The sequence below is a fragment of the Micromonospora sp. NPDC050695 genome, assembly GCF_040654415.1.
GTDB lineage: Bacteria > Actinomycetota > Actinomycetes > Mycobacteriales > Micromonosporaceae > Micromonospora.
On record NZ_JBFAHZ010000023.1, the window covers coordinates 13318 to 37208 of the forward strand.

Sequence of the window (23891 nt, forward strand, 5' to 3'; positions counted from 1 at the left end):
TCATCCGTGCGTTACGGAGCGTGTTCGAACCATCGGTTTGACCGCCTGTCAAGCTGAAGAAAGACCTCTCACAGGGCCCCTGAGCTGCGCCAACGGTCAGGACATCGGTGAGACATCGGTGCCTGACCGTGTTACCCTAGACACAGCGAAAGGGGTTTCGAACCTATGGTTTTCAGTGTCGGCGAGACCGTTGTTTACCCCCACCACGGGGCCGCACTCATCGAGGCAATCGAGACTCGGGTCATCAAGGGCGAGCCTAAGCAATATCTCGTCCTGAGGGTCGCGCAGGGTGACCTGACGGTCCGGGTGCCCGCCGAGAACGCCGAGATCGTGGGCGTGCGCGAGGTGGTTGGCGAAGAGGGCCTCGGTAAGGTCTTCGACGTTCTTCGGGCTCCGCACACCGAAGAGCCGACCAACTGGTCGCGGCGTTACAAGGCCAACCTGGAAAAGCTGGCCTCCGGCAACCCGCTGAAGGTCGCCGAGGTCGTGCGTGACCTGTGGCGCCGGGAGCGGGAGCGGGGCCTGTCCGCGGGTGAGAAGCGGATGCTCGCCAAGGCCCGCGACATTCTCGTCGGCGAGGTCGCGCTGGCGGAGAAGAGCACCAAGGACGAGGCGGAGACGCTGCTCGACAAGGTGCTCACCGAGGCCTAGTCCGCACAGCACCGTCGTATCCGATTCGTAGCGAAGAAACCACCGAGGACCGCGACGTGACCGCGCAGCTCAATCCGCGCGGTGACGTCGCGGTCCTCGTGCCTGCGGCGGGTGCCGGTGTACGACTCGGCCCCGGCCGGCCCAAGGCGCTGCGCCTGCTCGCCGGCGAACCGCTGCTGGTGCACGCCGTACGGCGGTTGGCGGCGGCACCCTCGGTGCACACGATCGTGGTGGCGGCGCCGGCCGCCGAGGTGACGGCCGTCCGCGAGCTGCTCGCCCCGGTGGCACCGGTGACCGTGGTGCCCGGCGGGGCGGAGCGGCAGGCGTCGGTGGCCGCCGCGCTGGCCGCGGTGCCCGCCGGCCCGACGATCATCCTCGTGCACGACGCCGCCCGCGCGCTCACCCCTGCCGAGCTGGTCGAGTCCGTCGCGGCGGCGGTCCGGTCCGGCCGGGACGCGGTGATCCCGGTGCTGCCGGTCGTCGACACGATCAAGGAGGTCGGTGCCGGCGAGGTGGTGCTCGGCACCGTCGACCGGTCCGCCCTGCGCGCGGTGCAGACCCCGCAGGGTTTCCGCCGGGCTGTGCTCACCGCGGCGCACGCCGCAGCGGGCGACCCGCTCACCGACGACGCCGGTCTCGTCGAGAAGCAGGGCATCACCGTGAGCTGTGTGCCCGGCTCCGAGTACGCCCTGAAGATCACCCGGCCCTTCGACCTGGCGCTCGCGGAGCATCTGCTCGCCGCCGGCGGCTGACGCGTACCCTCGGGTCATGATCGTTCCCCGGGTGGCCATCGGCACCGACGTGCACGCGTTCGAGCCCGGCCGGCCCTGCTGGGTCGCGGGCCTGCTCTGGCCCGACCAGGATGGCCTGGCCGGGCACTCGGACGCCGACGTGGCCGCGCACGCCGCCTGCAACGCGCTGCTCTCCGCCGCCGGCCTCGGTGATCTCGGCTCCGTCTTCGGGGTGGGTCAGCCGGAGTGGGCCGGCGCGTCGGGGGTGGCCCTGCTGACCGAGACGGCCCGGCGGGTGCGTGCCGCCGGCCTGGAGATCGGCAACGTGTCCGTGCAGGTCGTCGGCAACCGACCCAAGATCAGTCGCCGCCGGGAGGAGGCCCAGCAGGTGCTCTCCGACGCCGTCGACGCCCCGGTGACCATCTCCGCCGCGACCACCGACGGCCTCGGTTTCACCGGCCGGGAGGAAGGCTTGGCCGGCATCGCGGTGGCGCTGGTGTACGACGCTCCGGCCGCCTAGGCTCGCCGCGATGTCCACCGATCCCACCCCCGACCAGTCCGCCGCCGACGGCTACGTCCAGCGCGCCCAGCTCCTCGCCGAACTCGGCCGCCACGACGAGGCGGCCGGTGAGTTGACCTACGGGCTCGCCCTGCGCCCCGACGCCCCGGACGCCCTCACCATGCTGGCCCGGGTGCACCTGGCCGCCGGCCGGCCGGCGGACGCGCTCACCGCCGCCGACGCGGCCGTGGCCGCCGCACCGGATGCTCTTCCGCCACTGGTCACCCGTGCCATGGCGCTGGCCGACCTGGGGCGGTACCCGGAGTCGGCCGCCACCGCCGACCGGCTCCTCGCGCTCGGCGCCGACGACGCGTACGCCCAGCGCAGCGCGGCGGCGATCCTGGCCGACTCGCGCAACGGCCAGCCGGCGCTCAACGCGGCCTGGCGCGGGGTCGAGCTGGCGCCGGACGAACCGCAGGCGCACCTCGTGCTCGGTCTGGTCGCCGCCCGGCTGGAGCTGTTCGACCTGGCCGAGCGGGCCTACCGGGAGGCGTTGCGGCTCGACCCTCTCCTCGCTGACGCCCCCCACGACGTGGGTGTCATCCGCCTCGAGCAGCGCCGCTGGTCGCAGGCGTTGGAACATGTCGCCGAGGCGGTCACCATCAGCCCGAGCCGGATGGACTCCGGGCGGACCATCGCGTACGGCCTGCACCGCCTGGTGCTCTGGGGCGCGGGCTGGTCGCTGGTGGCGGCGGTGCTGGTGGCGTTCGCGGCCTCGGCCAACGACGGGCTCTCCCGCGTCGTCGCGGTGCTCGCCGCGCTGACCGGTGGGGTCGTGGTGTGGCAGCTCGCCGCACGCCTGCCGGGGCTGACCCGGACGGTGCTGCCCGCCCTGGTGCACTCGGATCGGGCGATGGCGCTGGCGATCTACGCGGTGGGAGCCGCGCCCGTGCTGCTCCTGGTGTACGCGGTGGTCGGCTCGCCGTGGCCGCTGGTGCTGGCCATCGCCGCCACCGCGATCGCCGAGTTCGCCGTCTTCACCCGTACCGCGATCCGCTAGGCCCGTCGCGCCCAGGTCCAGGCGTACGCGTCGTCCTCGCAGGTGCGGGCCGCGTCGCAGAGATCCAGCGGGCGGAAGGTGTCGACCATGACGGCCAGCTCGTCGAAGTAGTCCGCGCCGATGGAGCGTTCGGCGGCGCCCGGCTGGGGGCCGTGGGTGAAGCCGGACGGGTGCAGCGAGATCGACCCCTGCTCGATGCCGGAGCCGCGCCGGGCCTCGTAGTTGCCGCCGGTGTAGAAGAGCATCTCGTCGGAGTCGACGTTGTGGTGGTTGTACGGCACCGGGATCGAGTCCGGGTGGTAGTCGACCTTGCGGGGCACGAAGGAGCAGATGACGAAGTTGGGCCCCTGGAAGGTCTGGTGCACGGGCGGGGGCTGGTGGATGCGGCCGGTGATCGGCTCGAAGTCGTGGATGGAGAACGCCCACGGGTAGAGGTGCCCGTCCCAGCCGACCACGTCGAACGGGTGGTTGGCATAGGTGTGACGAGTCCACGCAGTGCCGCTGCCACCGGGGCCTGCGGCCCGGGACCGGTGGCGGACCAGCACCTCGACCTCCTCGCCGTTGACGAGCAGCGGCGCGTCCGGCCCCCGGACGTCGCGCTCGCAGTACGGCGAGTGCTCCAGGAACTGGCCGCGGACGGAGAGGTAGCGCTTGGGCGGGCCGATGTGCCCGGACGCCTCGACGGTGAGCAGCCGGACGGGCTGGTCGCCGGTGGGCACGAGCCGGTGGATGGTCGAGGTGGGGATGACGACGTAGTCGCCGGCGACCGCGTCCAGTGCCCCGAACGGCGACTCGACCCGCATCGTGCCCGCCTCGACGTAGAGGCAGTGGTCGCCGGTGGCGTCGCGGAACAGCGGCGAGGGCCGGTCGGCGAGCACGTACCCGATCCGTACGTCGTCGTTGGCGAGCAGGTACTGCCGGCCGAGGATCGGGTCGGCGCCGCCGGTGTCCAGCTTGTGGGTGCGCAGGTGGCGGGGCTTGAGCGGCAGGTTTGGTGCCCGGGTGAACGCGGGCGGGGTGAACTCGTCGGCGGCGAGGATCGCGGTGGGCGCGTGCCGGTGGTAGAGCAGGGACGAGTCGGAGGAGAAGCCCTCCTGGCCCATCAGCTCCTCGGCGTAGAGGCTGCCGTCGGGCTGGCGGAACTGGGTGTGGCGCTTGCGGGGCACCTCGCCGACGCTGCGGTAGTACGGCATCTCGCCTCCCGATAAGTCCCGTTCACCGGCCGGTGGCGTCCGATAATCGGACGCTGTTGTCCGTTCCTCGTAGCGTCCCGTACATTCTTGTTCCGTGTCAACGCAGGTGCCCGCACTCCTCGACGGCCTGGTGGACGACGCCGCCGTCTTCCCTCCGGGCAGCGCCACGCTCGCCGACGCGCTGACCGCCCACCGCCGACACCGCGCCGCCTGGTACGCCGACCTGGTCGGCCCGCTGCTCCTGCCCGCCTCGACCGTCGCGTCCGGCGAGCTGAGCGGTCTCGTCGATCCCGGCGAGGGCCTGGTGGTCGGCCTGATCGGCGACACCGGGATCAGCGGCCTGCCCCTCGCGCACTCCTTTCTGGCCCCGGACGGCGTCACGGCACGCCAGATCGAGGTGGCCGTCGCCAAGCGGGGCGAGGACCCGCTGCCCGGCATCGCCGAACTGCTGGCGCTGACCGGCACGCTGCCGGGCGTCGAGACCGTCTACGCCGAGCTGCCGCTGACCTTCGGGCTGATGGGTGCGCTGGACGCGCTCGCCGCCGCCCGCGCGGACGGGGTGCCGATCGCCGCCAAGTTCCGCACCGGCGGTCTCGCCGCCGAGCTGTTCCCCACCCCGGCCGAGCTGGCCGCCGTGATCTGCGCCTGCCGCGACCGGGACCTGCCGTTCAAGCTCACGGCCGGGCTGCACGAGGCGGTCCGGCACCTCGACCCGGAGACCGGCTTCACCCACCACGGCTACGCCAACGTGCTGGCCGCGACGCTGGCGGCCGCCCACGGCGAGGGCGTGGGGGCGGTCACCGAGCTGCTCACCGTGCTCGACCCGCGTCCCCTGCTGGAACGCGCGAACGCGGGGCTGGACGCGCCGCGCCCCCTGTGGGTCGGCTTCGGCTCGTGCAGCATCCTGGAACCACTGACCGATCTGATCCGGCTGGGGCTGGTGAACGGGGGCTACGACGCATGACCTGGGTGACCGGCGCTGACGGGTCGCCGTACGGGGTGACGAACCTGCCGTACGGAGTGTTCCGGTCGGACGGGGGCGAGCCGCGGATCGGCGTACGGATCGGGTCATGGGTGTTCGACCTGGCCGGGGCGGAGGCCGCCGATCTGGTGCTGGCCGCCGGCACGCTGTGTCGGCCCACCCTGAACGGCTTCATGGCGCTGGGCCGTCCCCAGTGGACGTCGGTACGGCAGCGGATCACGGAGTTGCTGACCGACCCGGCGCACCGGGCCGCGGTGGAGCCGCTGCTGGTGCCCCTGGCCGACGTGGAGCTGCTGCTCCCGGTGGAGGTGGCCGACTACGTCGACTTCTACTCGTCGGAGCACCACGCGTCGAACGTCGGGCAGATCTTCCGCCCCGGTCAGCCGCCGCTGCTGCCGAACTGGAAGCACCTGCCGATCGGCTACCACGGGCGGGCCGGCACCGTCGTCGTCTCCGGCACGCCGGTGACCCGGCCGACCGGGCAGCGGGCCTCCGCCGAGGGTCCGGTCACCGGCCCGTCGGTACGCCTGGACATCGAGGCCGAGGTGGGCTTCGTGGTGGGCGTACCCAGCACGTTGGGCGACCGGGTGTCCGTCGACGACTTCGCCGACCACGTCTTCGGTGTGGTGCTGGTCAACGACTGGTCGGCCCGGGACATCCAGGCGTGGGAGTACCAGCCGCTCGGCCCGTTCCTCGGCAAGTCCTTCGCCACCTCCGTCTCGGCCTGGGTGACGCCGCTGGACGCGCTCGCCGACGCATTCGTGCCGGCCCCCGACCAGGACCCGCCGGTGGTCGACTACCTGCGCGACGTGCCGCACCTCGGGCTCGACCTCCGGCTGGCGGTCGAGTGGAACGGCGAACGCGTCAGCGAGCCGCCGTTCGCCACCATGTACTGGACGCCGGCGCAGCAGTTGGCGCACCTCACCGTCAACGGCGCGTCCCTGCGTACCGGCGACCTGTACGCCTCGGGCACCGTCTCCGGCCCTGACCGGGGGCAGGTCGGGTCGTTCCTGGAGTTGACCTGGGGCGGCGCCGAGCCGGTGCGGCTCGGCGACGAGACCCGCACCTTCCTGGCCGACGGAGACACGGTGACCATCACCGCCACCGCGCCCGGCCCGGACGGCACCTCCATCGCCCTCGGCGAGGTCACCGGCACGGTCCGCCCGGCCCGTTGAGCGCTGTGCCGTGCAGGGGCCGGCTCCTGTCTCGTCGACGGGACTCTTGATCGCACCGACTGTGCGATGGCCAGGCCGGGTTGCCGCGTTGATCGTCGCGGATTCCGTCGCCCCACCGGCGGTACGCGCCGGGCCCTCGCCCGGGTGTCAGCGGTGGGGCAACCCATCGCACACGGAGGTAGACGATGCACGATCTCGCGCGCGCGGTCTGGCGTACCAGTAGCCGCTCCAACGATCAAGGGCTCTGCGTGGAAGTGGCGGACAACCTGGTCGACGTCCTCGGTCTGGTCGCGGTCCGCGACTCCAAGGATCAGGCCGGCCCCACACTGGCCGTCAGCCCGCCGGGATGGACAGCGTTCATCGGAGCGATTCAGGCCGGTCGCTTCGAACGCTGAGCGGCACCGCACCGGTCAACCGGTGCGATGTGGCCGCCGAAAAGGACAGCGGGGCCTCCGGGTGGTGGAAATTCCGTCCCGGGGGCCCCGTCCGGCGCTCACGCCGCGTACCGTCGACGACACGGGAGGGTGGCATGTCGACGGTGGCGGTTACCGGGTTCATCGAGGCACACGCCGTCGATGTCTGGCGTCTGCTGACCGACCTGCCCGGCCGTGCCGCCCGGATGACCGCCGCCGGCCCCACCGAGTTGCTCACACCCGGTCCGTTCGGGCCGGGCACCGCGTGGCGCGAGGAACGCGCCCAGCCGGGCGGCGGCACCCTGATCGAGGAGTTCCTGGTGGTGGAGGCCCTCGCCCCTCATCGGCTGGTGCTCTGCTCGTCCGGCGCCAACGTGGACTACCGGATCACCTGGAGTCTGCGGCCGGTCCGGCGTCGCCGCCGGGGGTGCACAGCGGTCACCGTCACCCAGGAGGCGGTGCCGACCGGTCCGTACCCTCGGGTGGTCGCGTTGCTGCTCGGTGGGCTCGCCGCCCGGGCGGTCGAGGTGGCCCTCCGGCGTGATCTCGCCGACCTGACCGTCGCGGCGGCCACCGCCGTCGGTTCCGTCGACGCCGCCTGACACCCTCGCCGCCGCCCCGGACCGCGGGTCACGTGACCTCAGCCGGGGTGCGGCCGCTTGCGCTGGGTAGGGTGCCGGGCGGAGGTGCGGCATGGGGTTCCCGAAGGGCCGGCGACGGCTCGTGATGGCGGTCGCGGCGGTGCTCGCCGTCGCGGTCGTCGCGCTCGTCGTCCACCGGGTGCTCGCGCCGGCCGAGGTGAGCACGGTGGCCCGGGGTGAGTACCCGGCCGCGGCCCAACCGGCCGCCGGTGTGATCGGCCGGCTCCCCGCCGCACCGTTGATCGTTGATGCCCGGCTGCGGGTGTACGCGGCGCACCGTCAGGTCTACGCCGACCGGCCCGTCACCGGGCGGTACCGGACCAGCCCGTTCTGGTCGTACCGGCGCTGGCCGGCGGAGCTGATCGGGGTGGTGGCCAGCGGTCGTACCGTGGTCAGCCGCTGGTCCGACGGTCAGGTGGTCGCGCTCGACGCGTCGACCGGTCGGGTGCGGTGGCGGGCCGGAGGGCCGGCGCCGGCCGAGGGTGGCGCGGTGCCGCGACGCACCGGTGCGGCCACCGTCTGGGATCCGCGCGGGCTCTACCTCACCGACCTCGCGGGCGGCCGGACGGTGTTGGTGGTCACCGGGGACTCCCAGGCACGCGGGGTGGAGTTGGCCGACGGCCGGGAGCTGTGGCGGGTCGACCTGCCCGGCCCCTGCCACAGCGACGTCGGCACCACCGTGTCGGGGCAGTTGATCGGCCTGGACACCTGCGCCGGGCCCGCCACGGTCGAGTTCCGGGACGCGGCCACGGGTGCGGTGCGCGAGCGCTGGCGACCGCCGGGCGGCCCCGATCAGCTGGTGGTGACCCCGCTCGGCTGCCGTGCCGGCCGGTCGGACTGCCCGGGGCTGCGGACCTCCGGGCCGGGCGACGCGGATGGCCGGGGTTGGCTGCTGGGCACCGGCGAGCCGATCCCCGCGTCGGCGCTCGATCCGACCGGTGCGACCCTGGCCGGCGAGCAGGCCGTCGCGGTGCGCGACGGGGTGGCGGTGGGCCGGTCGGCGCGTACGGGTGCCGAGCTGTGGCGTTTCGGCGGCCTGGGCCCGGCGCGGGTGCTCGCCGTGCAGGCTGGCCGGGTACATCTGCTGACCGAGGCGAACGAGCTGGTGACGCTCGACCCGGTGACCGGCGCGCAGCTGTCCCGCTTCACGCTCAACGTCGGCTCGGACGGTACGGGCTGGGCGCCGGGTGCGGTGGCCGCCACGGACGGCTATGTCGCGGTGGAACGACTCCGCGAGCCGGTCGACCCGGACGGAGACGACCAGCGGTACTACCTGACCGCCGAGGCGCTCATCCTGGCCGCCACCTGATAGGGGCACTGAGCCGACAAACTTTCACCGCTTCTGACCGGAAAAGGTACGTTTCTCACGGTTCAGGTTGGCGATGAAAGGGGTCGGCGCATGGGTCGGATGGCAGCCAGGCGGCTCGCCGGCGGTGTCCTCGCCGCGGCCGCGAGCCTCACGCCGGCGGTGACGCCGGCGTTCGCCCCGCACGCCGTGGCGAGTGTGGTCACCGCCGTCCGGGCCGAGCCGTCGGCGGACACCGGCGTCACCTTCGAGGTCGTACCGGCCCGGCCCACACAGGACCCGACGCAGCCCCCGCCCGCCCCGACGCAGCCCGCACCCACCAGTTCCGGCGGTGAGCTGCCGGTGACCGGGTCGGGATCGTCGGCGGCCGGTGCGCTGGCGTTGCTGGGGCTGGCCCTGGTGTTCCTCGGCTGGGCGGTGGCCCGTCGCCGACGAGCGGCGTGAACCGGCCGGCGGGCGGCGTGAACCGGCCGGCGACCGACGGCTCACCGCGCAGCCGAGAGCCGTTTGCGGTGCCGGCGGGCCAGCCAGATCAGGCCGGCGACGACCAGCAGACCCGCGGCGGTCATCGCCAGGTTCCAGCCGGCAGCCATCCGGGACAGGAGCGTCCCGGGCTTGCCGACCTTGCCCGGGGCGGGGAACTCGATCTGCCGGGTCGCGTCCTTCTTCACCAGGCCGCTCTCCAGGTTGACCTGGATCGTCCACGGCCCGTTCGTCAGCTCGTTCGGAAACCGGACGGTGACCTGGCCGGACGCGCCCGGTGCCAAGGTGGTGCCCTGCACGACGTCGAACGGGCCGGCCCGGCTGCCGGCCGGTCCCTCGGAGAGGCTCACCCTGCCGGTGAGGTCCAGGGCCCGACCCCCGGTGTTGGAGACCTCGATGGCGACCGACGGCTCGCCCTGCGGGCTCCGTGCCGGCAGCATCTCGCCGATGGTGAAGTCGGAGGCGGGTTCACCCCCGGGGCCGATGTCCAGGTAGATCCGGATGCCGACCCGGTGGATCTGGGTGACGCTGCCGCTGGGCCGCGGTGCGGAGACCGCCGAAGCCCAGATCACCCCGTACCGTTCACCGGCGGAGGCCTTCTCCGGCACCGTGATGGTCGCCCTGACCCGGGCCTCCTGCGACGGTTCGAGCTCGACCACCTCGTGGTCGAGCGTGATCCACGAGGTCAGCTCGTTGCTCGCGTGTCCCTCGCCGAAGGCGAACTTCCCCTTCTCCAGGCTCGCCGCCGCCGGATAGACGTCGATCTTCTGCCGCTCGTCGGTCCGGTTGACGATCAGCACCTGTCGCTTGATGGTGGTGCCCGGCGGCAGGTGGTCGACGATGTAGCGCAACGCCCGGGGGTCGTCGCGGCGGTCGGCCGGGGCCTCCAGCAACCGGATCCCGATGCTGCCCTCGTCCGATCCCGCGTCCGGCTCGGCCGCGCCGGCCCGGGTCGACAGACCCGGACCGGCGAGGCAGAACAGGGCGAGCGCGACCGCGATGGTCGACCGCCCCCGGCGGTCACGCCACCGAATGTGTCACCGTGCCGGTGTAGACGCCCGCGATGCTGTCCAGCGGGACGTTGACCACCAGGGTGGGGTTCCAGGCGGCGGTGTTGCCGCCGGTGCCGCCAGCGTGAGTGAACGCGGTGAGCGGCGTGACACTGTCCAGCGGCGCGGCGGCGCCGGCGTTGGCCTGCCCCGGGGTGAAAGTGCCGTCGCCCGTCGTCGCGGTCGCCGGACCGGACCAGTAGTCGATCTCGGAGGGCAGCACCGTCTCGGGCGGGGAGCCACCGCCGGTCTGGAACACCGTCGCCGTCACCGAGGCGACCCAGGAGGCGTCGGCGGAGCCTCGGGAGTCGGTGACAGTCACCGTGCCGAGTTGCCCGGTGATGGTGCCACCGGGCGCGCCGGTGCCGAGGTCGGCGGTGGCCGGCGCGACGATGTCGAGGGTGCCGGCGAGCACCTCGAACGTGGTGGCCGTGTCGTCGGTGGGCGCGGCGGCGGCCGGCGCGGCGAGGAAGCCCACCATCGCGGCGGCCGCCGCTCCGGCGAGGCAGATCTTGGCAGTACGCACTGTTCGTTACCCCGTTTTCTCGAAGTGAGCCGGCGCGGGTCCGCGCCGCACCGGCTACTTCGGAAGATAGGGCAAATAAAGCTCGAAACAAGACAAACCAGACTTATGTCACCGTTTGGTCATACTGTGGTCGCTCAGGTCAGCGCCGCCTCCGCAGCGACCAGGAACGCGTCGTTCTCGGCCGGTGTGCCGATGGTGACCCGGACGCCGTCGCCGGCGAACGGCCGCACGATCACCCCGCGCGCCTCGCACGCCTTGCCGAACGCCACCGCCCGGTCGCCCAGCGGCATCCAGACGAAGTTGGCCTGGCTGGTCGGCACGTCGGGCACGAACTTGCGCAGCGCCTCGGTGACCCGGTCCCGTTCGGCCACGACCAGCGCGCAGCGACGCTCCATCTCGGCGGCCTGGGCCAACGCCGCGAGCGCGCCGGCCTGAGCCGCCGAGCTCGTGGAGAACGGCGTCACCACCTTGCGGATCGCCGCCGCCACCACCGGCTGCGCGACGAGCCAGCCGATCCGCAGCCCGGCCAGACCCCACGCCTTGGACAGGGTGCGCAGCACCGCCACGTTCGGCCGGTCCAGGTAGTCGAGCCCGTCCGGCACCTCCGGATCGGTGACGAACTCCCGGTACGCCTCGTCGATGACCACCAGCACGTCGTCCGGAACCGCGTCGAGGAAGCGGTCCAGCTCGGTACGGCGTACCGCGGTGCCGGTGGGGTTGTTCGGGTTGCAGACCAGGATCATCCGGGTCCGGTCGGTCACCGCGGCGGCCAACGCCGCCAGGTCGTGACCGTGCCCGGCGTCGTTGGGCACCCGCACGCTCGTCGCACCGCTGGTCGCCGCGATGATCGGGTACGCCTCGAAGGACCGCCACGAGTGGAGCAGCTCGTCGCCGGGCAGGCAGGTGGCCCGGACCAGGTGCTCGGCGAGCGCCACCGACCCGCAGCCGGTGGCGATCCGCTCGGCGTCCACCCCGTAGCGCTCGGCCAGCGCGTCGCGCAGCGCGACCACGCCCATGTCCGGGTACCGGTGCGAGGCGGTGACCGCCTCGGCGACCGCCTCGACCACGCCGGGCAGCGGGCCGTACGGGACCTCGTTGCTGGCCAGCTTGATCGCCTCGGCCAGGCCCAGTTCCCGGGCCAGGTCGGCGGGGCTGCGCCCCGGCACGTAGCTGGGCAGCGCGTCCAGGTCGGCGCGGGTCAGCCGCAGGGCCGGCTGGTGACGTCCGGAGTCGGTCATGGGGTGTCTCCCGAGGGTTGGTCGCGGTCGTTCGTGGGGGTGGGATCGGTGCTGACAGGAACTTCGACGACGACCGTCTGTACGCGCTTGTCGTGCAGCGCCTGACGCAGCGGGTGGTCGAAGAGTGGGGAGAGGGCGTCGACCAGTTGCAGCACCAGGCCGAGGCCGGCGCAGTACCAGAGCAGGGTGGGCAGACCCATGGTGGTCCACCGCCCGAACGCCCGGGCGAAGCCCAGCGGCTGGTCGGCGGCGAGCGGCACGGCGCGGATCCGCATCACCCGCTTGCCGAAGGTTTGCCCGCGGGCCGCCATCCCGGGCACCTCGTACGCCGCCCAGAGCGCCGTGGCGATCAGGAGGATGACCACCTGGAGCAGTCCGGCCTGCTCGCCGATCTGCGGCAGGTTCTCGGTGGAGGTGTCGCCCGCGAACGCCCGCCGGAACACCTCCCGCCAGTACGGCAGCATGTCCTCGATCAGCCGCCAGACGAACCAGCCGTTGACCAGGGCGTTCAGTGCGAAGACGACGGTGAAGTCGATCAGCCGGGCGACGAAGCGGCGGCCGTACCCGGCCAGCCTCAGGCCGTGCGGGCGTGGCTCGGGCGGCCGTCCGGGCCAGCCCGGCGGTACGCCCTGCGGTGCCCACCCGGGGGGAGCGCCCTGCGGCGACCAGCCAGGAGGAGCGCCCTGCGGCGGCCAACCCGGTGGGCCGGCCTGCGGTGTCCAACCCGGGCCGCCCTGGCCCGGCTGCGGGCCGTACCCCGGCTGTGGGCGGTACCCCGGGGGAGGGCCGGATCCGGGGTGGGGTGCCCAGCCCGGTGCGGCGGTCGTCGCGGCGGGGACCGCCGGGGTGACCGGGACGGGCGGCGGCTCGGCCGGTGGTGGCCCGTCCGGTGGGGTGGCGTCGACGGGGATGGGCGCACCGAGCCAGCCCTCGCCGTCCCAGTACCGCCGGGTCTCAGGATCGGCGGGGTCGACGTACCAGCCGGCTTCAACGCTCACGCAGACACCTTAACGACGACCGTCCCGGCGAACTTGTCGTGGAGGCACTGCTGCCAGGGCTTGTCCCACAGCTGCCACAGCCCGTCGGCGTAGCTCAGGCCCGGCGCCAGTGAGCACGCCAGGTACTGCACCAGCCACCGCCGGCCGGCCATCCGCCGGTCGAGCGTGCCGGTCGGGTCGAGCGGCACCACTCGCAGCTTCATGAGCTTCTTGCCGAGCGTCTGGCCGCCGCGCTTGAGGTACTCCACGTGGTAGAGCCAGTAGAGCCCGAGCAGCACCACGAGCAGCCCGAGTTGGAACAGCAGCATCGGCAGGAAGAACTGGGTGAAGAAGGTGGCCGGGTCGGGCTCCACGAGGGTGCCGTCCGGGTTGGTCCGGGTCATCTCGCTGAACATCCGCCACCAGAGGACCAGGAAGACCGGCATGAACAGCACCAGCGAGACGATGCTCGCCAGTGCCGTGTCGATGAGCCAGGCCAGCAGCCGGTCACCGAAGCTGGCCAGCGGCTGCCCGCCCGGGCTCAGCGCCGGCGGCGGGGTCACCGGCCAGGGCGGCGGCGGGTATCCGGGTGGGGCGTACTGCGGCGGCACGGCGTACCCCTGGGGGTGTGGTCCGGGCGGCGCGAAGCCGCCGGCGGCGGGCGGGAGCCCACCGGCCGGCGGCATCGGGTACGACGGAGGCTGCGTCACGCTCGCAAGTGTTACAGGTTGCCGCGCGCTTCCTGCTCCCGCTCGATGGCCTGGAAGAGCGCCTTGAAGTTGCCCTTGCCGAAGCCGAGCGAGCCATGCCGCTCGATCAGCTCGAAGAAGACGGTCGGGCGGTCCTGCACCGGCTTGGTGAAGATCTGCAGCAGGTAGCCGTCCTCGTCGCGGTCGACCAGGATCTTGCGGGCCTTCAGCTCCTCGATCGGCACCCGCACGTTGCCGATCCGCTCGCGCAGCTCCGGGTCGTCGTAGTACGAGTCCGGGGTGTCCAGGAACTCGACACCGGCGGCCCGCATCGCGTCGACGCTGGCCAGGATGTCGTTGGTGGCGACCGCGATGTGCTGGGCGCCCGGGCCCTGGTAGAACTCCAGGTACTCGTCGATCTGCGACTTCTTGCGGGCGATGGCCGGCTCGTTGAGCGGGAACTTCACCTTGCGGGTGCCGTTCGCCACGACCTTGCTCATCAGGGCCGAGTAATCGGTGGCGATGTCGTCGCCGATGAACTCCGCCATGTTGGAGAAGCCCATCACCCGCTTGTAGAACTCGACCCACTCGTCCATCCGGCCCAACTCCACGTTGCCGACCACGTGGTCGACGGCCTGGAAGAAGCGCTTCGGCTGGATGCCGGCGTCGATCATCGGCTGGCGGTCCACGATCGGGCCGCGGGCCACGAAGCCGGGCAGGAACGGGCCGGTGTAGCGGGACCGGTCGACCAGCGTGTGCCGGGTGTCGCCGTACGCGGCGATGGCGGCCATCCGGACGGTGCCGTGCTCGTCGCTCACCTCGTGCGGCTCGACGACGCTGGCGGCGCCCTGCGCGATGGCGTGCGCGTACGCGGCGTCGACGTCCGGCACCTCCAGCGCGATGTCGCTGACCCCGTCGCTGTGCTTCGCCACGTGCTCGCTGCCGTGGGCGTCGGGGCGTACCGCACCGGTCAGGACGAACCGGGCCGAGCCGCTGGTCAGCACGTACTGGGCGTGGTCGCGGTAGCCCTGCTCGGGGCCGCGGTACGCCACGCAGGTCATGCCGAACGCGGTGGAGTAGTAGTGCGCGGCCTGCTTGGCGTTGCCGACCAGGAAGTGCACGTGGTCGAGGCCCTTGACCGGGAACGGGTCGTGGCTGATGTCGTGGTTGACAGCGCCGACGAGCTGGTCGACGTCGACGTCCTCGGTCGACTGGGGTCGGTCGATCGCCTGGGTCATGGTGGCCTCCCTCGCGTACCGGCCGGCCTCGTGGGCCGGTTCTTGACCGAAGGATCGTCGTGCCGGCATCGAGTGGGCAACCGTCGGTGTAAATGCTGGTCAGGTTGCGCATTCAGTATGGTCTGAACCCATGAAGGGTGAGCAGGCTGTACAGCTCGACGCGCTCGACGTTCGCTTGATCGAACTACTCGCCGAGGAGCCACGGATCGGCGTGCTGGAGTGCTCCCGGCGGCTCGGCGTGGCCCGGGGCACCGTGCAGGCCCGCCTCGACAAGCTGGTCGACCGGGGGGTCATCGGTGGCTTCGGCCCGGAGATCTCGCCGGCCGCGATCGGCTTCGGGGTGACCAGCTTCGTCACCCTGGAGATCAGCCAACGGCACGGCCACGACCCGGTCACCGCCCACCTCGCGGCGATCCCCGAGGTGCTGGAGGCGCACACCATCACCGGCTCCAGTGACCTGCTCTGCCGGATCGTGGCCCGCTCCAACACCGACCTGCAGCGGGTCATCGACCAGATCGTCTCCTCCGCCGGCATCACCCGGGCGTCGACGATCATCGCGTTGGCCGAGCAGATCCCCTACCGCACGCTTCCCCTGGTGCGTAGTGCCGTGCGAGCGTCCTCGTAACACCTCCGGGCCCAGAAAGCGCGGCGACACGGCGGCGCGGGCGTACGAAAGATCCGTGATCGTGGCTACGGTGTGCGGGTGGCGAAGGGGAGCGTGCGCGTCGGCCTGCTGGCCGGCCTCGCCGTGGTCGTGGCCCTCGCCGCCACCGGCGTCTGGAATCCCTTCCCCGGTCTGTGGGACTGGGTCGACCGCAGCGAACCCATCTCCGAGCCGGACGTGGTCTGGCAGCAGCGGATCGGCGGCACCCCGCGCAGCGTGACCATCGCCGGTGACACGGTGGTGGTGGAGCAGCGCACCCGGGTCGAGGCCCGCAGCCTGGCCACCGGCACCCAGCTGTGGGAGCGCAAGGCGGACTGGTCGGCGGTCGCCGGCGGTGACCGCGACCCGGTCGTCGCCGTGGGCAAGCTGCTGGTCAAGGGGTACGAGCTGCTCGACCCGACCACCGGTGCGACCCGGCGGCGCGACGACGACGCGGTGGCCGTGTGGACGTACCGCAACCTGCTGCTGGACGCCCGTTGCACGGACGCCACCGACTGCACCCTGAGCGCCTGGGACCCACGCGGCACCACCCCACTGTGGACGGCGTTCCTGCCCGGGGTGCACAGCGGCCTGCTCGCCGACAACCCGGGCCTGCGCGGCACCCGCCGGCTCACCGCCACCCGGATCGACGACGGGGTGGCCGGTCCGGAACCGGTGCCGCCGCTGCTCGGCTTCCCGGTCGACGGGCGGGTGCACGTGGTCGACACCGCGACCGGCCGGGTCCTGCAGAACGTCGAGCCCGGGCAGGACGAGCGGCTCTCGGTGGTGGGCGGCCGGATGCTGCGGATCGCCGCCCGCTCCCAGGACGGCAGCTGCTACTTCGCCATCTCCGCCCGCGACCCGGCGACCGGGCAGGAGGCCTGGCAGCGGGCCGGAGTCAACCTGCGTACCGCCGACAACGCCGGCTGCGCGCAGCGCGAGGACCCGCAGGGCGCGCGGAACGTCCTGATCGGCGTCGGCGCGGACGGCCGCGAGGCGGTGATCGACGGGTACGACGGACGGCTGCTCTGGGTCGGCGAGCCCAGCACGAAGCTGATCGCCGTCGACGACCGTTACGCCGTGTTCCGGGCCGCCGACAAGCGTTCGGTGGTGTCCCGCGAGCTGGGCGCCGACCGGACGGCGTGGACCCGCCCGGCCAGCGGCAAGGCCGGCGCGGCGCTCACCCCGTACGCGGCGGTGATCGCCGACGAGAAGCCGTCCCGGTTGACCGCGCTGGACCCGCGCACCGGTCGGGAGCTGGCCGTCGTGCGGACCTCCGCGAACGCCCTCGCGGTCGGGCCACCGGGCATGATCATCGGCGAGGGGCGGGAGATCGGCTACATCCGCTTCGGCGCGACCGCCGGCACCCCCGGCCGACCGCCCGGCAACGGCGGCGTCCCCGGCCCGGGCGGCACCGGACCCGCCGGACCGGACGGCGACACCTGCGGGCCCAAACGGGAACTCTGCCCCGAGACGGGCGGCGGCAAGGACGGCTGATGAGAGCGGCGTCCCAGACCCAGCCCGGCGGGTGGGAATGATCGACCGGTCTGCCCTAGGCTTGCCGCTCATGAGCAGTGCCGCCGCATTCTCGTACGCCCCCCTCCTGCCGACCGGCCCCGACCAGACCGACTATCGCCTGGTCACCGACGAGGGCGTGGACGTCGTACACGGCCCGGGAGGCCGCCGGTTCCTCACCGTGGAGCCGGCCGCGCTCACCGCGCTGACCGCCGAGGCGATGCACGACATCGCGCACTTCCTGCGCCCGGCGCACCTGGCCCAGCTCCGGTCGATCATCGACGACCCGGCCGCCTCGCCGAACGACCGGTTCGTCGCACTGGACCTGCTGCGCAACGCCAACATCGCCGCCGGCGGGGTGCTCCCGATGTGCCAGGACACCGGCACGGCGATCGTCATGGGCAAGCGCGGCCGGCACGTGCTGACCGACGGGGCCGACGCCGAGGCCATCTCGCGGGGCGTCTACCAGGCGTACACCCGGCTGAACCTGCGCTACTCGCAGCTCGCGCCGCTGACCATGTGGGACGAGCGGAACACCGGCAGCAACCTGCCCGCCCAGGTCGACCTGTACGCCGAGGACCCGGACGGGCACCCCGACGCGTACAAGTTCCTGTTCATGGCCAAGGGTGGCGGCTCGGCCAACAAGTCGTACCTCTACCAGGAGACCAAGGCTCTGCTCAACCCGACGCGGATGATGCAGTTCCTGGAGGAGAAGCTGCGGCTGATCGGCACCGCCGCCTGCCCGCCGTACCACCTGGCCATCGTCATCGGCGGCACCTCCGCCGAGTACGCGCTGAAGACCGCGAAGTACGCCAGCGCCAAGTATCTCGACGCGCTGCCCACCGCCGGCTCGATGAGCGCGCACGGCTTCCGTGACCTGGAGCTGGAGGCGGAGGTGCTGGAGTTGACCCGCAACTTCGGCATCGGCGCGCAGTTCGGTGGCCGGTACTTCTGCCACGACGTGCGGGTCGTCCGGCTGCCCCGGCACGGCGCATCCTGCCCGGTGGCGATCGCCGTCTCCTGCTCCGCCGACCGTCAGGCCGTCGCCAAGATCACCCCCTCGGGCGTGTGGCTGGAGCGCCTGGAAACCGACCCGGCGCGGTTCCTGCCCGACGTCACCGACGACTCCCTCGACGCCGAGCTGGTCGTCCGGGTCGACCTCAACCGGCCGATGGACGAGATCCGCGCCGAACTGTCCAAGTACCCGGTGAAGACCCGGCTGTCCCTGTCCGGCCCACTGGTCGTCGCCCGGGACATCGCGCACGCCAAGATCGCCGAACGGCTCGACGCCGGCGAGCCCATGCCGCAGTACCTGCGCGATCACGCCGTCTACTACGCCGGCCCGGCGAAGACCCCCGAGGGGTACGCTTCCGGCTCCTTCGGCCCGACCACCGCCGGCCGGATGGACGCCTACGTGGAGAAGTTCCAGGCCGCCGGCGGCTCACAGGTGATGCTGGCCAAGGGCAACCGGTCCGGTCAGGTGACCCGCTCCTGCCAGCAGCACGGCGGCTTCTACCTCGGCTCGATCGGCGGTCCCGCCGCCCGCCTCGCCCAGGACTGCATCAAGCACGTCGAGGTGCTCGAATACCCGGAGCTGGGCATGGAGGCGGTCTGGAAGATCGAGGTGGAGGACTTCCCCGCCTTCATCGTGGTCGACGACAAGGGCAACGACTTCTTCGCCGAGGTCACCAAGCCGGTGCTCACCGTCGGCCGCCGCTGACTCAGGACGTACGCGAAAGGGGCGTCGGGCGAATCCGCCCGACGCCCCTTCTGTCGCCTGTGCTCCACCGACATCGGTGCGCCCGCCCCGCTGGGGTGGAGCGGGCGCACCGCCCCCGTCGGATGCCGTCACCGACAACCCGGAGCGAGTGTGCTGCGCACCGCTGTCGATCCGCTCTCAGATCACTATCGCCTGACTGCGTCGATCTGTGATCGCCGGACTACTCTGCTGGAAGTTGCACCACTGAAGCGGAGGAGTAGATGCGGTTCGGGATCCTGGGGCCTCTGCGGGTCGGCGGTGGCGAGTCCACTGTCACCGCGGGTCGCGACCGGACCGTGCTCGCCATGCTGCTGCTGCGGGCCGGTCGGCTGGTGCCGGTCGAGGAGCTGGTCGACGCGGTGTGGGAGGAACACCCGCCGGCCACCGCGCGGGCGCAGTTGCAGACCTGCGTGTCGCGGTTGCGCCGACGGTTCACCGAACTGGGACTGGCACCGGAAACCATCATCACCGACCCGGTCGGGTACGGCGTCCGTACCGCCCCGAGCGACCTGGACGCCGAGGTCTTCGCCCGCACGCTGGAGGCGGCCCGTACCGCCGTCGCGGCCGGCGGGCTGGCCGAAGCGGGTGAACGGTTCCGCGCGGCCCTGGCGCTGTGGCGCGGGCCGGCGCTCGGCGGCATCCCCAGCCGCAGTGTCCGCCGTCGCGCCCAGATGCTCGACGAGCAGCGCCTCACCGCGTTGGAGGAGTGCGTCGACGTCGAGCTGCGCCTCGGGCGGGCCGCCGAACTGATCGAGGAACTCACCGACGGCGTCGACCAGCACCCGCTGCGGGAGCGGCTGCGCGGCCAGCTGATGCTCGCCCTCTCCTCGGTCGGCCGGCAGGCCGACGCGCTCTCCGTCTACCGGGAGGGGCGGCGGTTCTACGCCGATGAGCTGGGCATCGAACCGGGCGTCGAGTTGCAGGAACTGCATCAGCGCGTACTCGCCGGCGACCTGGCCCTGGCCGGCCGGGAGTCCCAGGCGGTCGCGCCGGTCCGATCGTTGCCCCGGGCGATCGGCGACTTCACCGGCCGACAGGAGACGATGGCCCGTCTGGTCAAGGAGGTGCGGAACGGCACGCGGATCCAGCTCATCGACGGCATGGCCGGCAGCGGCAAGACCACCCTCGCGGTGCACGTCGCCACCGCCCTCGCCAACGACTACCCCGACGCCCAGCTCTACATCGACCTGCACGGGCACAGTGAGCGCACCCCGTTGACGCCGGCGGCGGCGGTGGCCACGCTGCTGCGGCAACTCGGCGTGCCCGACGAGCGGGTGCCGGCGAACCCGGACGACCGGCTGGCGCTCTGGCGGACCGAGCTGGCCGGCCGGCGGGCCCTGGTGGTGCTGGACAACGCGGCCACCGCCGACCAGGTGACACCGCTGCTGCCCAACGGCTCCCAATGCCTGATCCTGGTCACCAGCCGCCGTCGGCTGGTCGGGGTGGACGAGGGGCGCCCGTCGTCGCTGCCCGTGCTTGACACCGACGAGGCGGTCGAGCTGCTCGGGCGGGTGGCCGGCGTGGATCGGGTGGCGGCCGAGCCGGAAGCGGCCGCCGAGGTGGTCCGCCGCTGCGGGCACCTGCCTCTCGCCATCCGGCTGGCCGGTGCCCGGCTGGCGCACCGGCCACGTTGGCGCATCGCCGACCTGGCCGAGCGGCTGATCTCCCGCCGCGATCCGTTGGCCGAGTTCGAAGCGGGTGAGCGGTCCGTCGGCCGCGCCTTCGCCCTGTCGTACGCGCAGGTGTCGCCGGCCGCGCAGCGCGCGTTCCGGCTGCTGGGCCTGCACCCGGGGGTGCGGTTCGACAACGCGGTCGCCGCCGCCCTCACAGAGCTGACGGGTTCCGGGGCGCAGGACCTGCTGGACGAGTTGGTCGACGCGCACCTGGTCGAGGAGGCGGAGCCGGGCCGCTACCGGCTGCACGATCTGGTCCGGGAGTATGCGCGGACGCTCGTCGCCGAGCCGGAGCGGGCAGCCGAGCGCCGGGATGCCATCGAGCGTCTGCTCGACCATCACCTGCACGTCGCCACGGCGATCGCCCGCCGGAGGGAGTTGTCCTCGCTCCACTCGTTGATCGTGGTGGCCGAGCCGCTCCGCCCTGACCTGGTCGCGCTCGTCGCCGAGCAGGGACGAGCCTGGCTCGACGAGAACCTGGCCGCGTGGACCGCGCTGGTCCGGTTGGCGGAGACCGAGGGTTTCCTCCACTACTGCTGGCAGTTGGCGAGAGCCTGCTGGTATGCCCAGTTCGAGAGCGGTCGCCTGGACGAGTTGATCGAGACACACACCGTCGGCCTGCGCGCGGCCGAGGAGTTGGGCGACGACCGGGCGGTGGCGACGATGCTCAACTATCTCGCCTCGGCTCATTACCGGCTGGGCGACTTTCCCGGGTCGATCCGGGTGATGGAGAGGTCGCTCGAGATCTTCCGTCGGCTCGGTCTGCGCCGCGAGTTCCGCAACACGCTGGGCAACCTGGGCACCTCGTACGCCGCCAACTTCCAGTTTCACCAGGCCCGGGAGTGCTACGACGCCGCCCGTGCGTTGGCGACGCGGATGCGCGACAAGGAGGCGCTGGCGAACGAACTCAACAACCTGTCAATGACCCTGCTGCTGTGGGGACGGCACGACGAGGCGCTGCGTACCGCCCGACGACACCTGGGGATCGCTCGCGAACTCGGTGAACCGCGCCGGATCGGCAACGCCCTAGGGCACCTCGGGATGATCCGACATCGGATGGGTGACCTCGTGCCGGCCGGCCGGTTGCTGCGGGTGGCGCTGCGCGTCAAGCGACAGGTGGGCGCCCGTTTCGGTGAGGGTGAGATCCTGAACGAGATCGGAACGATGGAACGGGAGGCCGGGCACCAGGAGCGGGCCGCCGACCTGCACCGTGCGGCGCTCGTCGCGATGACCGAGGTCGGCGACCGCATCGCCCAGTGCACCTCGCGCAATCTGCTGGCCCGGGCGATCCTTGACCAGGGGGACGTGACCAGCGCGTTGGACCTTCATCGTCGGGTATTGGCCGACGCCGTCAATCTGGGTGCCCGCCAGGAGCAGGGCCGCGCGCTGGTGGGCGTCGCCCGCTGCCTGCGCCCGACCGACCCGGCGGCGGCGCGGGCCCAGCTGAGCCGTGCGCTGTTCCTGTTCCGGCAGATCGAGGCGCCGGACCAGCACGAGGCGGAACGCCTGCTGGCCGAGTTGGGCTGACGGATCATCTGCGAGTCGGCCACGGGCGCGGCAGGATGGTACGCGTGACGACTCCAGAGGCGACCGGTTACCGCATCGAACGCGACTCGATGGGTGAGGTGGAGGTGCCCGCCGAGGCGCTGTGGCGGGCCCAGACCCAGCGTGCGGTGCAGAACTTCCCGATTTCCGGCCGGGGCATCGAACCGGCCCAGATCAAGGCGCTCGCGCAGATCAAGGGCGCGGCGGCCGAGGTCAACGGCGAGTTGGGCGTGATCGACGCGAACGTGGCCGCCGCCATCGCCGCCGCCGCCGCGCACGTGGCCGACGGCGGGTACGACGACCAGTTCCCGGTGGACGTGTTCCAGACCGGCTCCGGCACCTCGTCGAACATGAACACCAACGAGGTGATCGCCACCCTGGCGAGCCGTGAGCTGGGCGCGCCGGTGCACCCGAACGACCACGTCAACGCGTCGCAGTCGAGCAACGACGTGTTTCCGTCGTCGATCCACCTGGCCGCGACCCAGTTCATCGTGGAAGACCTGCTGCCGTCGCTGAACCACCTGGCCGCGGCGTTGGAGGCCAAGGCGGCGGAGTTCGAGACGGTGGTGAAGGCCGGGCGTACCCACCTCATGGACGCCACCCCGGTCACGCTGGGTCAGGAGTTCGGCGGGTACGCGGCCCAGGTCCGCTACGGCGTGGAGCGGCTGGAGGGCTCGCTGCCCCGGCTGGCGGAACTGCCGCTGGGCGGCACGGCCGTGGGCACCGGGATCAACACGCCGCTCGGGTTCGCCGCCGCCGTCATCGGCAAGCTGCGCGAGTCGACCGGGCTGCCGCTGTCCGAGGCGCGCAACCACTTCGAGGCGCAGGGCGCCCGGGACGCGCTGGTGGAGACGTCCGGGCAGCTCCGGACCATCGCCGTGGGCCTCTACAAGGTCGCGAACGACATCCGCTGGATGGGCTCCGGCCCCCGCGCGGGTCTGCGTGAGCTGCGCATCCCCGACCTCCAGCCCGGATCGTCGATCATGCCGGGCAAGGTCAACCCGGTGGTCGCCGAGGCGATGCGGCAGGTCTGCGCACAGGTGATCGGCAACGACGCGACGGTCGGTTTCGCCGGCTCGCAGGGCGACTTCGAGCTGAACGTGATGCTCCCGGTGATGGGCCGCAACCTGCTGGAGTCGATCCGGCTGCTGTCCGCGGTGAGCCGGCTGTTCGCCGACCGCCTGGTGGTCGGCCTGGTCGCGGACGCCGAGGTCTGCCTGGCGTACGCCGAAGGGTCGCCGTCGATCGTCACCCCGCTCAACCGCTACCTCGGGTACGACGAGGCCGCCTCGATCGCCAAGGAGGCGCTGGCCAAGCAAGCCTCCATCCGCGAGGTGGTGATCTCCCGAGGTCACGTCGACTCCGGCAAGCTCACCGAGACCCAGCTCGACGAGACCCTGGACCTACTCCGGATGACCCACCCCTGAGGCGGGGTCGCCGCGCGGTGCCGCCCAGCCGAGGAAGCGGGCGTACAGCGCGGCGGGGTCCGGGCCGTCGTGCGGGTTGAGCCGGTACAGGTCGGCGGCCGCGTCGTGCAGCACCGTGCACAGGTAGATGCTCAACGCGATCCGGTCGTGGGCGTACTCCTGACAGAGGGTGAGCCGCGCGACCGAGCACGGCCAGGGCCCGGCGCAGGCCCGGCAGAGCCAGAGCGGGCGCAGCGGCAGATGGGGTCGCCGGGCAGGGGCGGTGCGGTCGTCCAGGGCGGTCCGGGGCATGCTGCGGCCTTCCTTTGGAGTTGATGCGGTTGGCGTTATCACCCCCCCTGCTCGCCCCAGCGTCCGCGCCCCGCCCCGCCCCGCGACGCCCCGCCAAGATCGTGCTCGATCCTGGATGTAGTGGCCCCCGCGCCTGCGATGACCCCCGCCGAGCCCTGACCCACGTCGATCATGGAGTTGTGGTGGG

The 23891-nt window shown here is 72.4% G+C and carries 23 protein-coding genes; 15 read left to right on the forward strand and 8 right to left on the reverse strand.

The genetic code is table 11. From position 1 onward, the window contains the following. Positions 1-165 precede the first annotated feature (165 nt). Genes AB0H52_RS18795 through AB0H52_RS18810 form a run of 4 tightly spaced genes read left to right on the forward strand, consistent with a single transcriptional unit; the run spans position 166 to position 2941 of the window. Positions 166-651 carry a CarD family transcriptional regulator gene (locus tag AB0H52_RS18795; protein ID WP_007073334.1) on the forward strand — a complete coding sequence of 162 codons (486 nt, stop codon included), beginning with the start codon at positions 166-168 and terminating at the stop codon, positions 649-651. A 56-nt stretch (positions 652-707) separates the two neighbouring features. Next, positions 708-1403, forward strand: a complete 696-nt coding sequence (gene ispD / locus AB0H52_RS18800) for a 2-C-methyl-D-erythritol 4-phosphate cytidylyltransferase (RefSeq protein WP_151489218.1) — start codon at positions 708-710, stop codon at positions 1401-1403. 16 nt (positions 1404-1419) lie between these two features. After that, entirely contained in the window at positions 1420-1902 is a 483-nt protein-coding gene (ispF, locus tag AB0H52_RS18805) for a 2-C-methyl-D-erythritol 2,4-cyclodiphosphate synthase (RefSeq protein WP_357948838.1), read from the forward strand. A 10-nt stretch (positions 1903-1912) separates the two neighbouring features. Beyond that, complete coding sequence (locus AB0H52_RS18810; protein WP_151489220.1) at positions 1913-2941, forward strand: tetratricopeptide repeat protein; 1029 nt, start codon at positions 1913-1915, stop codon at positions 2939-2941. Here the strand turns inward: AB0H52_RS18810 and AB0H52_RS18815 are convergent. Then, complete coding sequence (locus tag AB0H52_RS18815) at positions 2938-4134, reverse strand: homogentisate 1,2-dioxygenase domain-containing protein (RefSeq protein ID WP_151489221.1); 1197 nt, start codon at positions 4132-4134, stop codon at positions 2938-2940. The two genes, AB0H52_RS18810 and AB0H52_RS18815, sit on opposite strands and share 4 nt — an antisense overlap. A 94-nt stretch (positions 4135-4228) precedes the next feature. Between AB0H52_RS18815 and AB0H52_RS18820 the strand changes: the two genes are divergently transcribed. From AB0H52_RS18820 to AB0H52_RS18845, 6 genes are all read left to right on the forward strand, one after another. Continuing rightward, positions 4229-5098: a hypothetical protein gene (locus AB0H52_RS18820; RefSeq protein WP_357948842.1), complete on the forward strand. Its 870-nt coding sequence runs from the start codon at positions 4229-4231 to the stop codon at positions 5096-5098. Beyond that, positions 5095-6291 (forward strand): fumarylacetoacetase, encoded by a 1197-nt coding sequence (fahA, locus tag AB0H52_RS18825; RefSeq protein ID WP_278126012.1) that lies wholly within the window; start codon positions 5095-5097, stop codon positions 6289-6291. The genes AB0H52_RS18820 and fahA overlap by 4 nt, the downstream gene beginning before the upstream one ends. A 185-nt stretch (positions 6292-6476) precedes the next feature. Continuing rightward, entirely contained in the window at positions 6477-6686 is a 210-nt protein-coding gene (locus AB0H52_RS18830) for a DUF397 domain-containing protein (protein ID WP_151489224.1), read from the forward strand. A gap of 134 nt (positions 6687-6820) precedes the next feature. Beyond that, positions 6821-7306, forward strand: a complete 486-nt coding sequence (locus AB0H52_RS18835) for an SRPBCC family protein (protein ID WP_151489225.1) — start codon at positions 6821-6823, stop codon at positions 7304-7306. Between the two features lie 91 nt (positions 7307-7397). Further along, entirely contained in the window at positions 7398-8654 is a 1257-nt protein-coding gene (locus AB0H52_RS18840; RefSeq protein ID WP_357948847.1) for a PQQ-binding-like beta-propeller repeat protein, read from the forward strand. 99 nt (positions 8655-8753) lie between these two features. Beyond that, a complete protein-coding gene (locus tag AB0H52_RS18845) occupies positions 8754-9095 on the forward strand; it encodes an LPXTG cell wall anchor domain-containing protein (RefSeq protein ID WP_151489227.1) in 342 nt (113 codons plus the stop codon). A gap of 41 nt (positions 9096-9136) precedes the next feature. Here the strand turns inward: AB0H52_RS18845 and AB0H52_RS18850 are convergent, their stop codons facing one another. From AB0H52_RS18850 to hppD, 6 genes are all read right to left on the reverse strand, one after another. Continuing rightward, positions 9137-10027 carry a DUF916 domain-containing protein gene (locus tag AB0H52_RS18850; protein ID WP_357948850.1) on the reverse strand — a complete coding sequence of 297 codons (891 nt, stop codon included), beginning with the start codon at positions 10025-10027 and terminating at the stop codon, positions 9137-9139. A 127-nt stretch (positions 10028-10154) separates the two neighbouring features. Then, on the reverse strand, positions 10155-10709 hold the full coding sequence (locus AB0H52_RS18855) for a hypothetical protein (RefSeq protein WP_357948853.1): 555 nt from the start codon (positions 10707-10709) through the stop codon (positions 10155-10157). A gap of 134 nt (positions 10710-10843) precedes the next feature. Next, positions 10844-11947 carry a histidinol-phosphate transaminase gene (hisC, locus tag AB0H52_RS18860; RefSeq protein WP_357948858.1) on the reverse strand — a complete coding sequence of 368 codons (1104 nt, stop codon included), beginning with the start codon at positions 11945-11947 and terminating at the stop codon, positions 10844-10846. Continuing rightward, positions 11944-12945: an RDD family protein gene (locus AB0H52_RS18865; protein ID WP_357948861.1), complete on the reverse strand. Its 1002-nt coding sequence runs from the start codon at positions 12943-12945 to the stop codon at positions 11944-11946. The genes hisC and AB0H52_RS18865 overlap by 4 nt, the downstream gene beginning before the upstream one ends. Further along, a complete protein-coding gene (locus AB0H52_RS18870; protein ID WP_357948864.1) occupies positions 12942-13634 on the reverse strand; it encodes an RDD family protein in 693 nt (230 codons plus the stop codon). Before AB0H52_RS18870 ends, AB0H52_RS18865 begins: the two co-directional genes overlap by 4 nt. An 11-nt stretch (positions 13635-13645) precedes the next feature. Next, complete coding sequence (hppD, locus tag AB0H52_RS18875; RefSeq protein ID WP_151489231.1) at positions 13646-14851, reverse strand: 4-hydroxyphenylpyruvate dioxygenase; 1206 nt, start codon at positions 14849-14851, stop codon at positions 13646-13648. Positions 14852-14981: 130 nt separating this feature from the next. Between hppD and AB0H52_RS18880 the strand changes: the two genes are divergently transcribed. The 5 genes from AB0H52_RS18880 (at position 14982) to AB0H52_RS18900 (ending at position 23413) form a co-directional block, all read left to right on the forward strand. Next, positions 14982-15476 (forward strand): Lrp/AsnC family transcriptional regulator, encoded by a 495-nt coding sequence (locus AB0H52_RS18880; RefSeq protein WP_151489232.1) that lies wholly within the window; start codon positions 14982-14984, stop codon positions 15474-15476. A 78-nt stretch (positions 15477-15554) separates the two neighbouring features. Beyond that, on the forward strand, positions 15555-16991 hold the full coding sequence (locus AB0H52_RS18885; RefSeq protein ID WP_151489233.1) for a PQQ-binding-like beta-propeller repeat protein: 1437 nt from the start codon (positions 15555-15557) through the stop codon (positions 16989-16991). Positions 16992-17061: 70 nt separating this feature from the next. Continuing rightward, entirely contained in the window at positions 17062-18729 is a 1668-nt protein-coding gene (locus AB0H52_RS18890) for a fumarate hydratase (RefSeq protein WP_151489234.1), read from the forward strand. A 260-nt stretch (positions 18730-18989) separates the two neighbouring features. Then, positions 18990-21968 (forward strand): BTAD domain-containing putative transcriptional regulator, encoded by a 2979-nt coding sequence (locus AB0H52_RS18895; protein WP_357948869.1) that lies wholly within the window; start codon positions 18990-18992, stop codon positions 21966-21968. A 35-nt stretch (positions 21969-22003) separates the two neighbouring features. Next, positions 22004-23413, forward strand: a complete 1410-nt coding sequence (locus AB0H52_RS18900) for a class II fumarate hydratase (RefSeq protein ID WP_192580200.1) — start codon at positions 22004-22006, stop codon at positions 23411-23413. On the opposite strand, the gene AB0H52_RS18905 is transcribed toward AB0H52_RS18900, so the two are convergent. After that, positions 23390-23704: a hypothetical protein gene (locus AB0H52_RS18905; protein ID WP_151489237.1), complete on the reverse strand. Its 315-nt coding sequence runs from the start codon at positions 23702-23704 to the stop codon at positions 23390-23392. The genes AB0H52_RS18900 and AB0H52_RS18905 overlap by 24 nt on opposite strands. Positions 23705-23891 lie beyond the last annotated feature (187 nt).

Excerpts from the sequence above, each read along its gene's own strand:
- AB0H52_RS18795 (WP_007073334.1), top strand. The coding sequence starts at position 166 with ATGGTTTTCAGTGTCGGCGAGACCGTTGTTTACCCCCACCACGGGGCC.
- ispF (WP_357948838.1), top strand. The coding sequence starts at position 1,420 with ATGATCGTTCCCCGGGTGGCCATCGGCACCGACGTGCACGCGTTCGAG.
- AB0H52_RS18810 (WP_151489220.1), top strand. The coding sequence starts at position 1,913 with ATGTCCACCGATCCCACCCCCGACCAGTCCGCCGCCGACGGCTACGTC.
- AB0H52_RS18815 (WP_151489221.1), bottom strand. The coding sequence starts at position 4,134 with ATGCCGTACTACCGCAGCGTCGGCGAGGTGCCCCGCAAGCGCCACACC.
- fahA (WP_278126012.1), top strand. The coding sequence starts at position 5,095 with ATGACCTGGGTGACCGGCGCTGACGGGTCGCCGTACGGGGTGACGAAC.
- AB0H52_RS18830 (WP_151489224.1), top strand. The coding sequence starts at position 6,477 with ATGCACGATCTCGCGCGCGCGGTCTGGCGTACCAGTAGCCGCTCCAAC.
- AB0H52_RS18835 (WP_151489225.1), top strand. The coding sequence starts at position 6,821 with ATGTCGACGGTGGCGGTTACCGGGTTCATCGAGGCACACGCCGTCGAT.
- AB0H52_RS18840 (WP_357948847.1), top strand. The coding sequence starts at position 7,398 with ATGGGGTTCCCGAAGGGCCGGCGACGGCTCGTGATGGCGGTCGCGGCG.
- AB0H52_RS18845 (WP_151489227.1), top strand. The coding sequence starts at position 8,754 with ATGGCAGCCAGGCGGCTCGCCGGCGGTGTCCTCGCCGCGGCCGCGAGC.
- hisC (WP_357948858.1), bottom strand. The coding sequence starts at position 11,947 with ATGACCGACTCCGGACGTCACCAGCCGGCCCTGCGGCTGACCCGCGCC.
- hppD (WP_151489231.1), bottom strand. The coding sequence starts at position 14,851 with ATGACCCAGGCGATCGACCGACCCCAGTCGACCGAGGACGTCGACGTC.
- AB0H52_RS18880 (WP_151489232.1), top strand. The coding sequence starts at position 14,982 with ATGAAGGGTGAGCAGGCTGTACAGCTCGACGCGCTCGACGTTCGCTTG.
- AB0H52_RS18890 (WP_151489234.1), top strand. The coding sequence starts at position 17,062 with ATGAGCAGTGCCGCCGCATTCTCGTACGCCCCCCTCCTGCCGACCGGC.
- AB0H52_RS18895 (WP_357948869.1), top strand. The coding sequence starts at position 18,990 with ATGCGGTTCGGGATCCTGGGGCCTCTGCGGGTCGGCGGTGGCGAGTCC.
- AB0H52_RS18900 (WP_192580200.1), top strand. The coding sequence starts at position 22,004 with ATGGTACGCGTGACGACTCCAGAGGCGACCGGTTACCGCATCGAACGC.
- AB0H52_RS18905 (WP_151489237.1), bottom strand. The coding sequence starts at position 23,704 with ATGCCCCGGACCGCCCTGGACGACCGCACCGCCCCTGCCCGGCGACCC.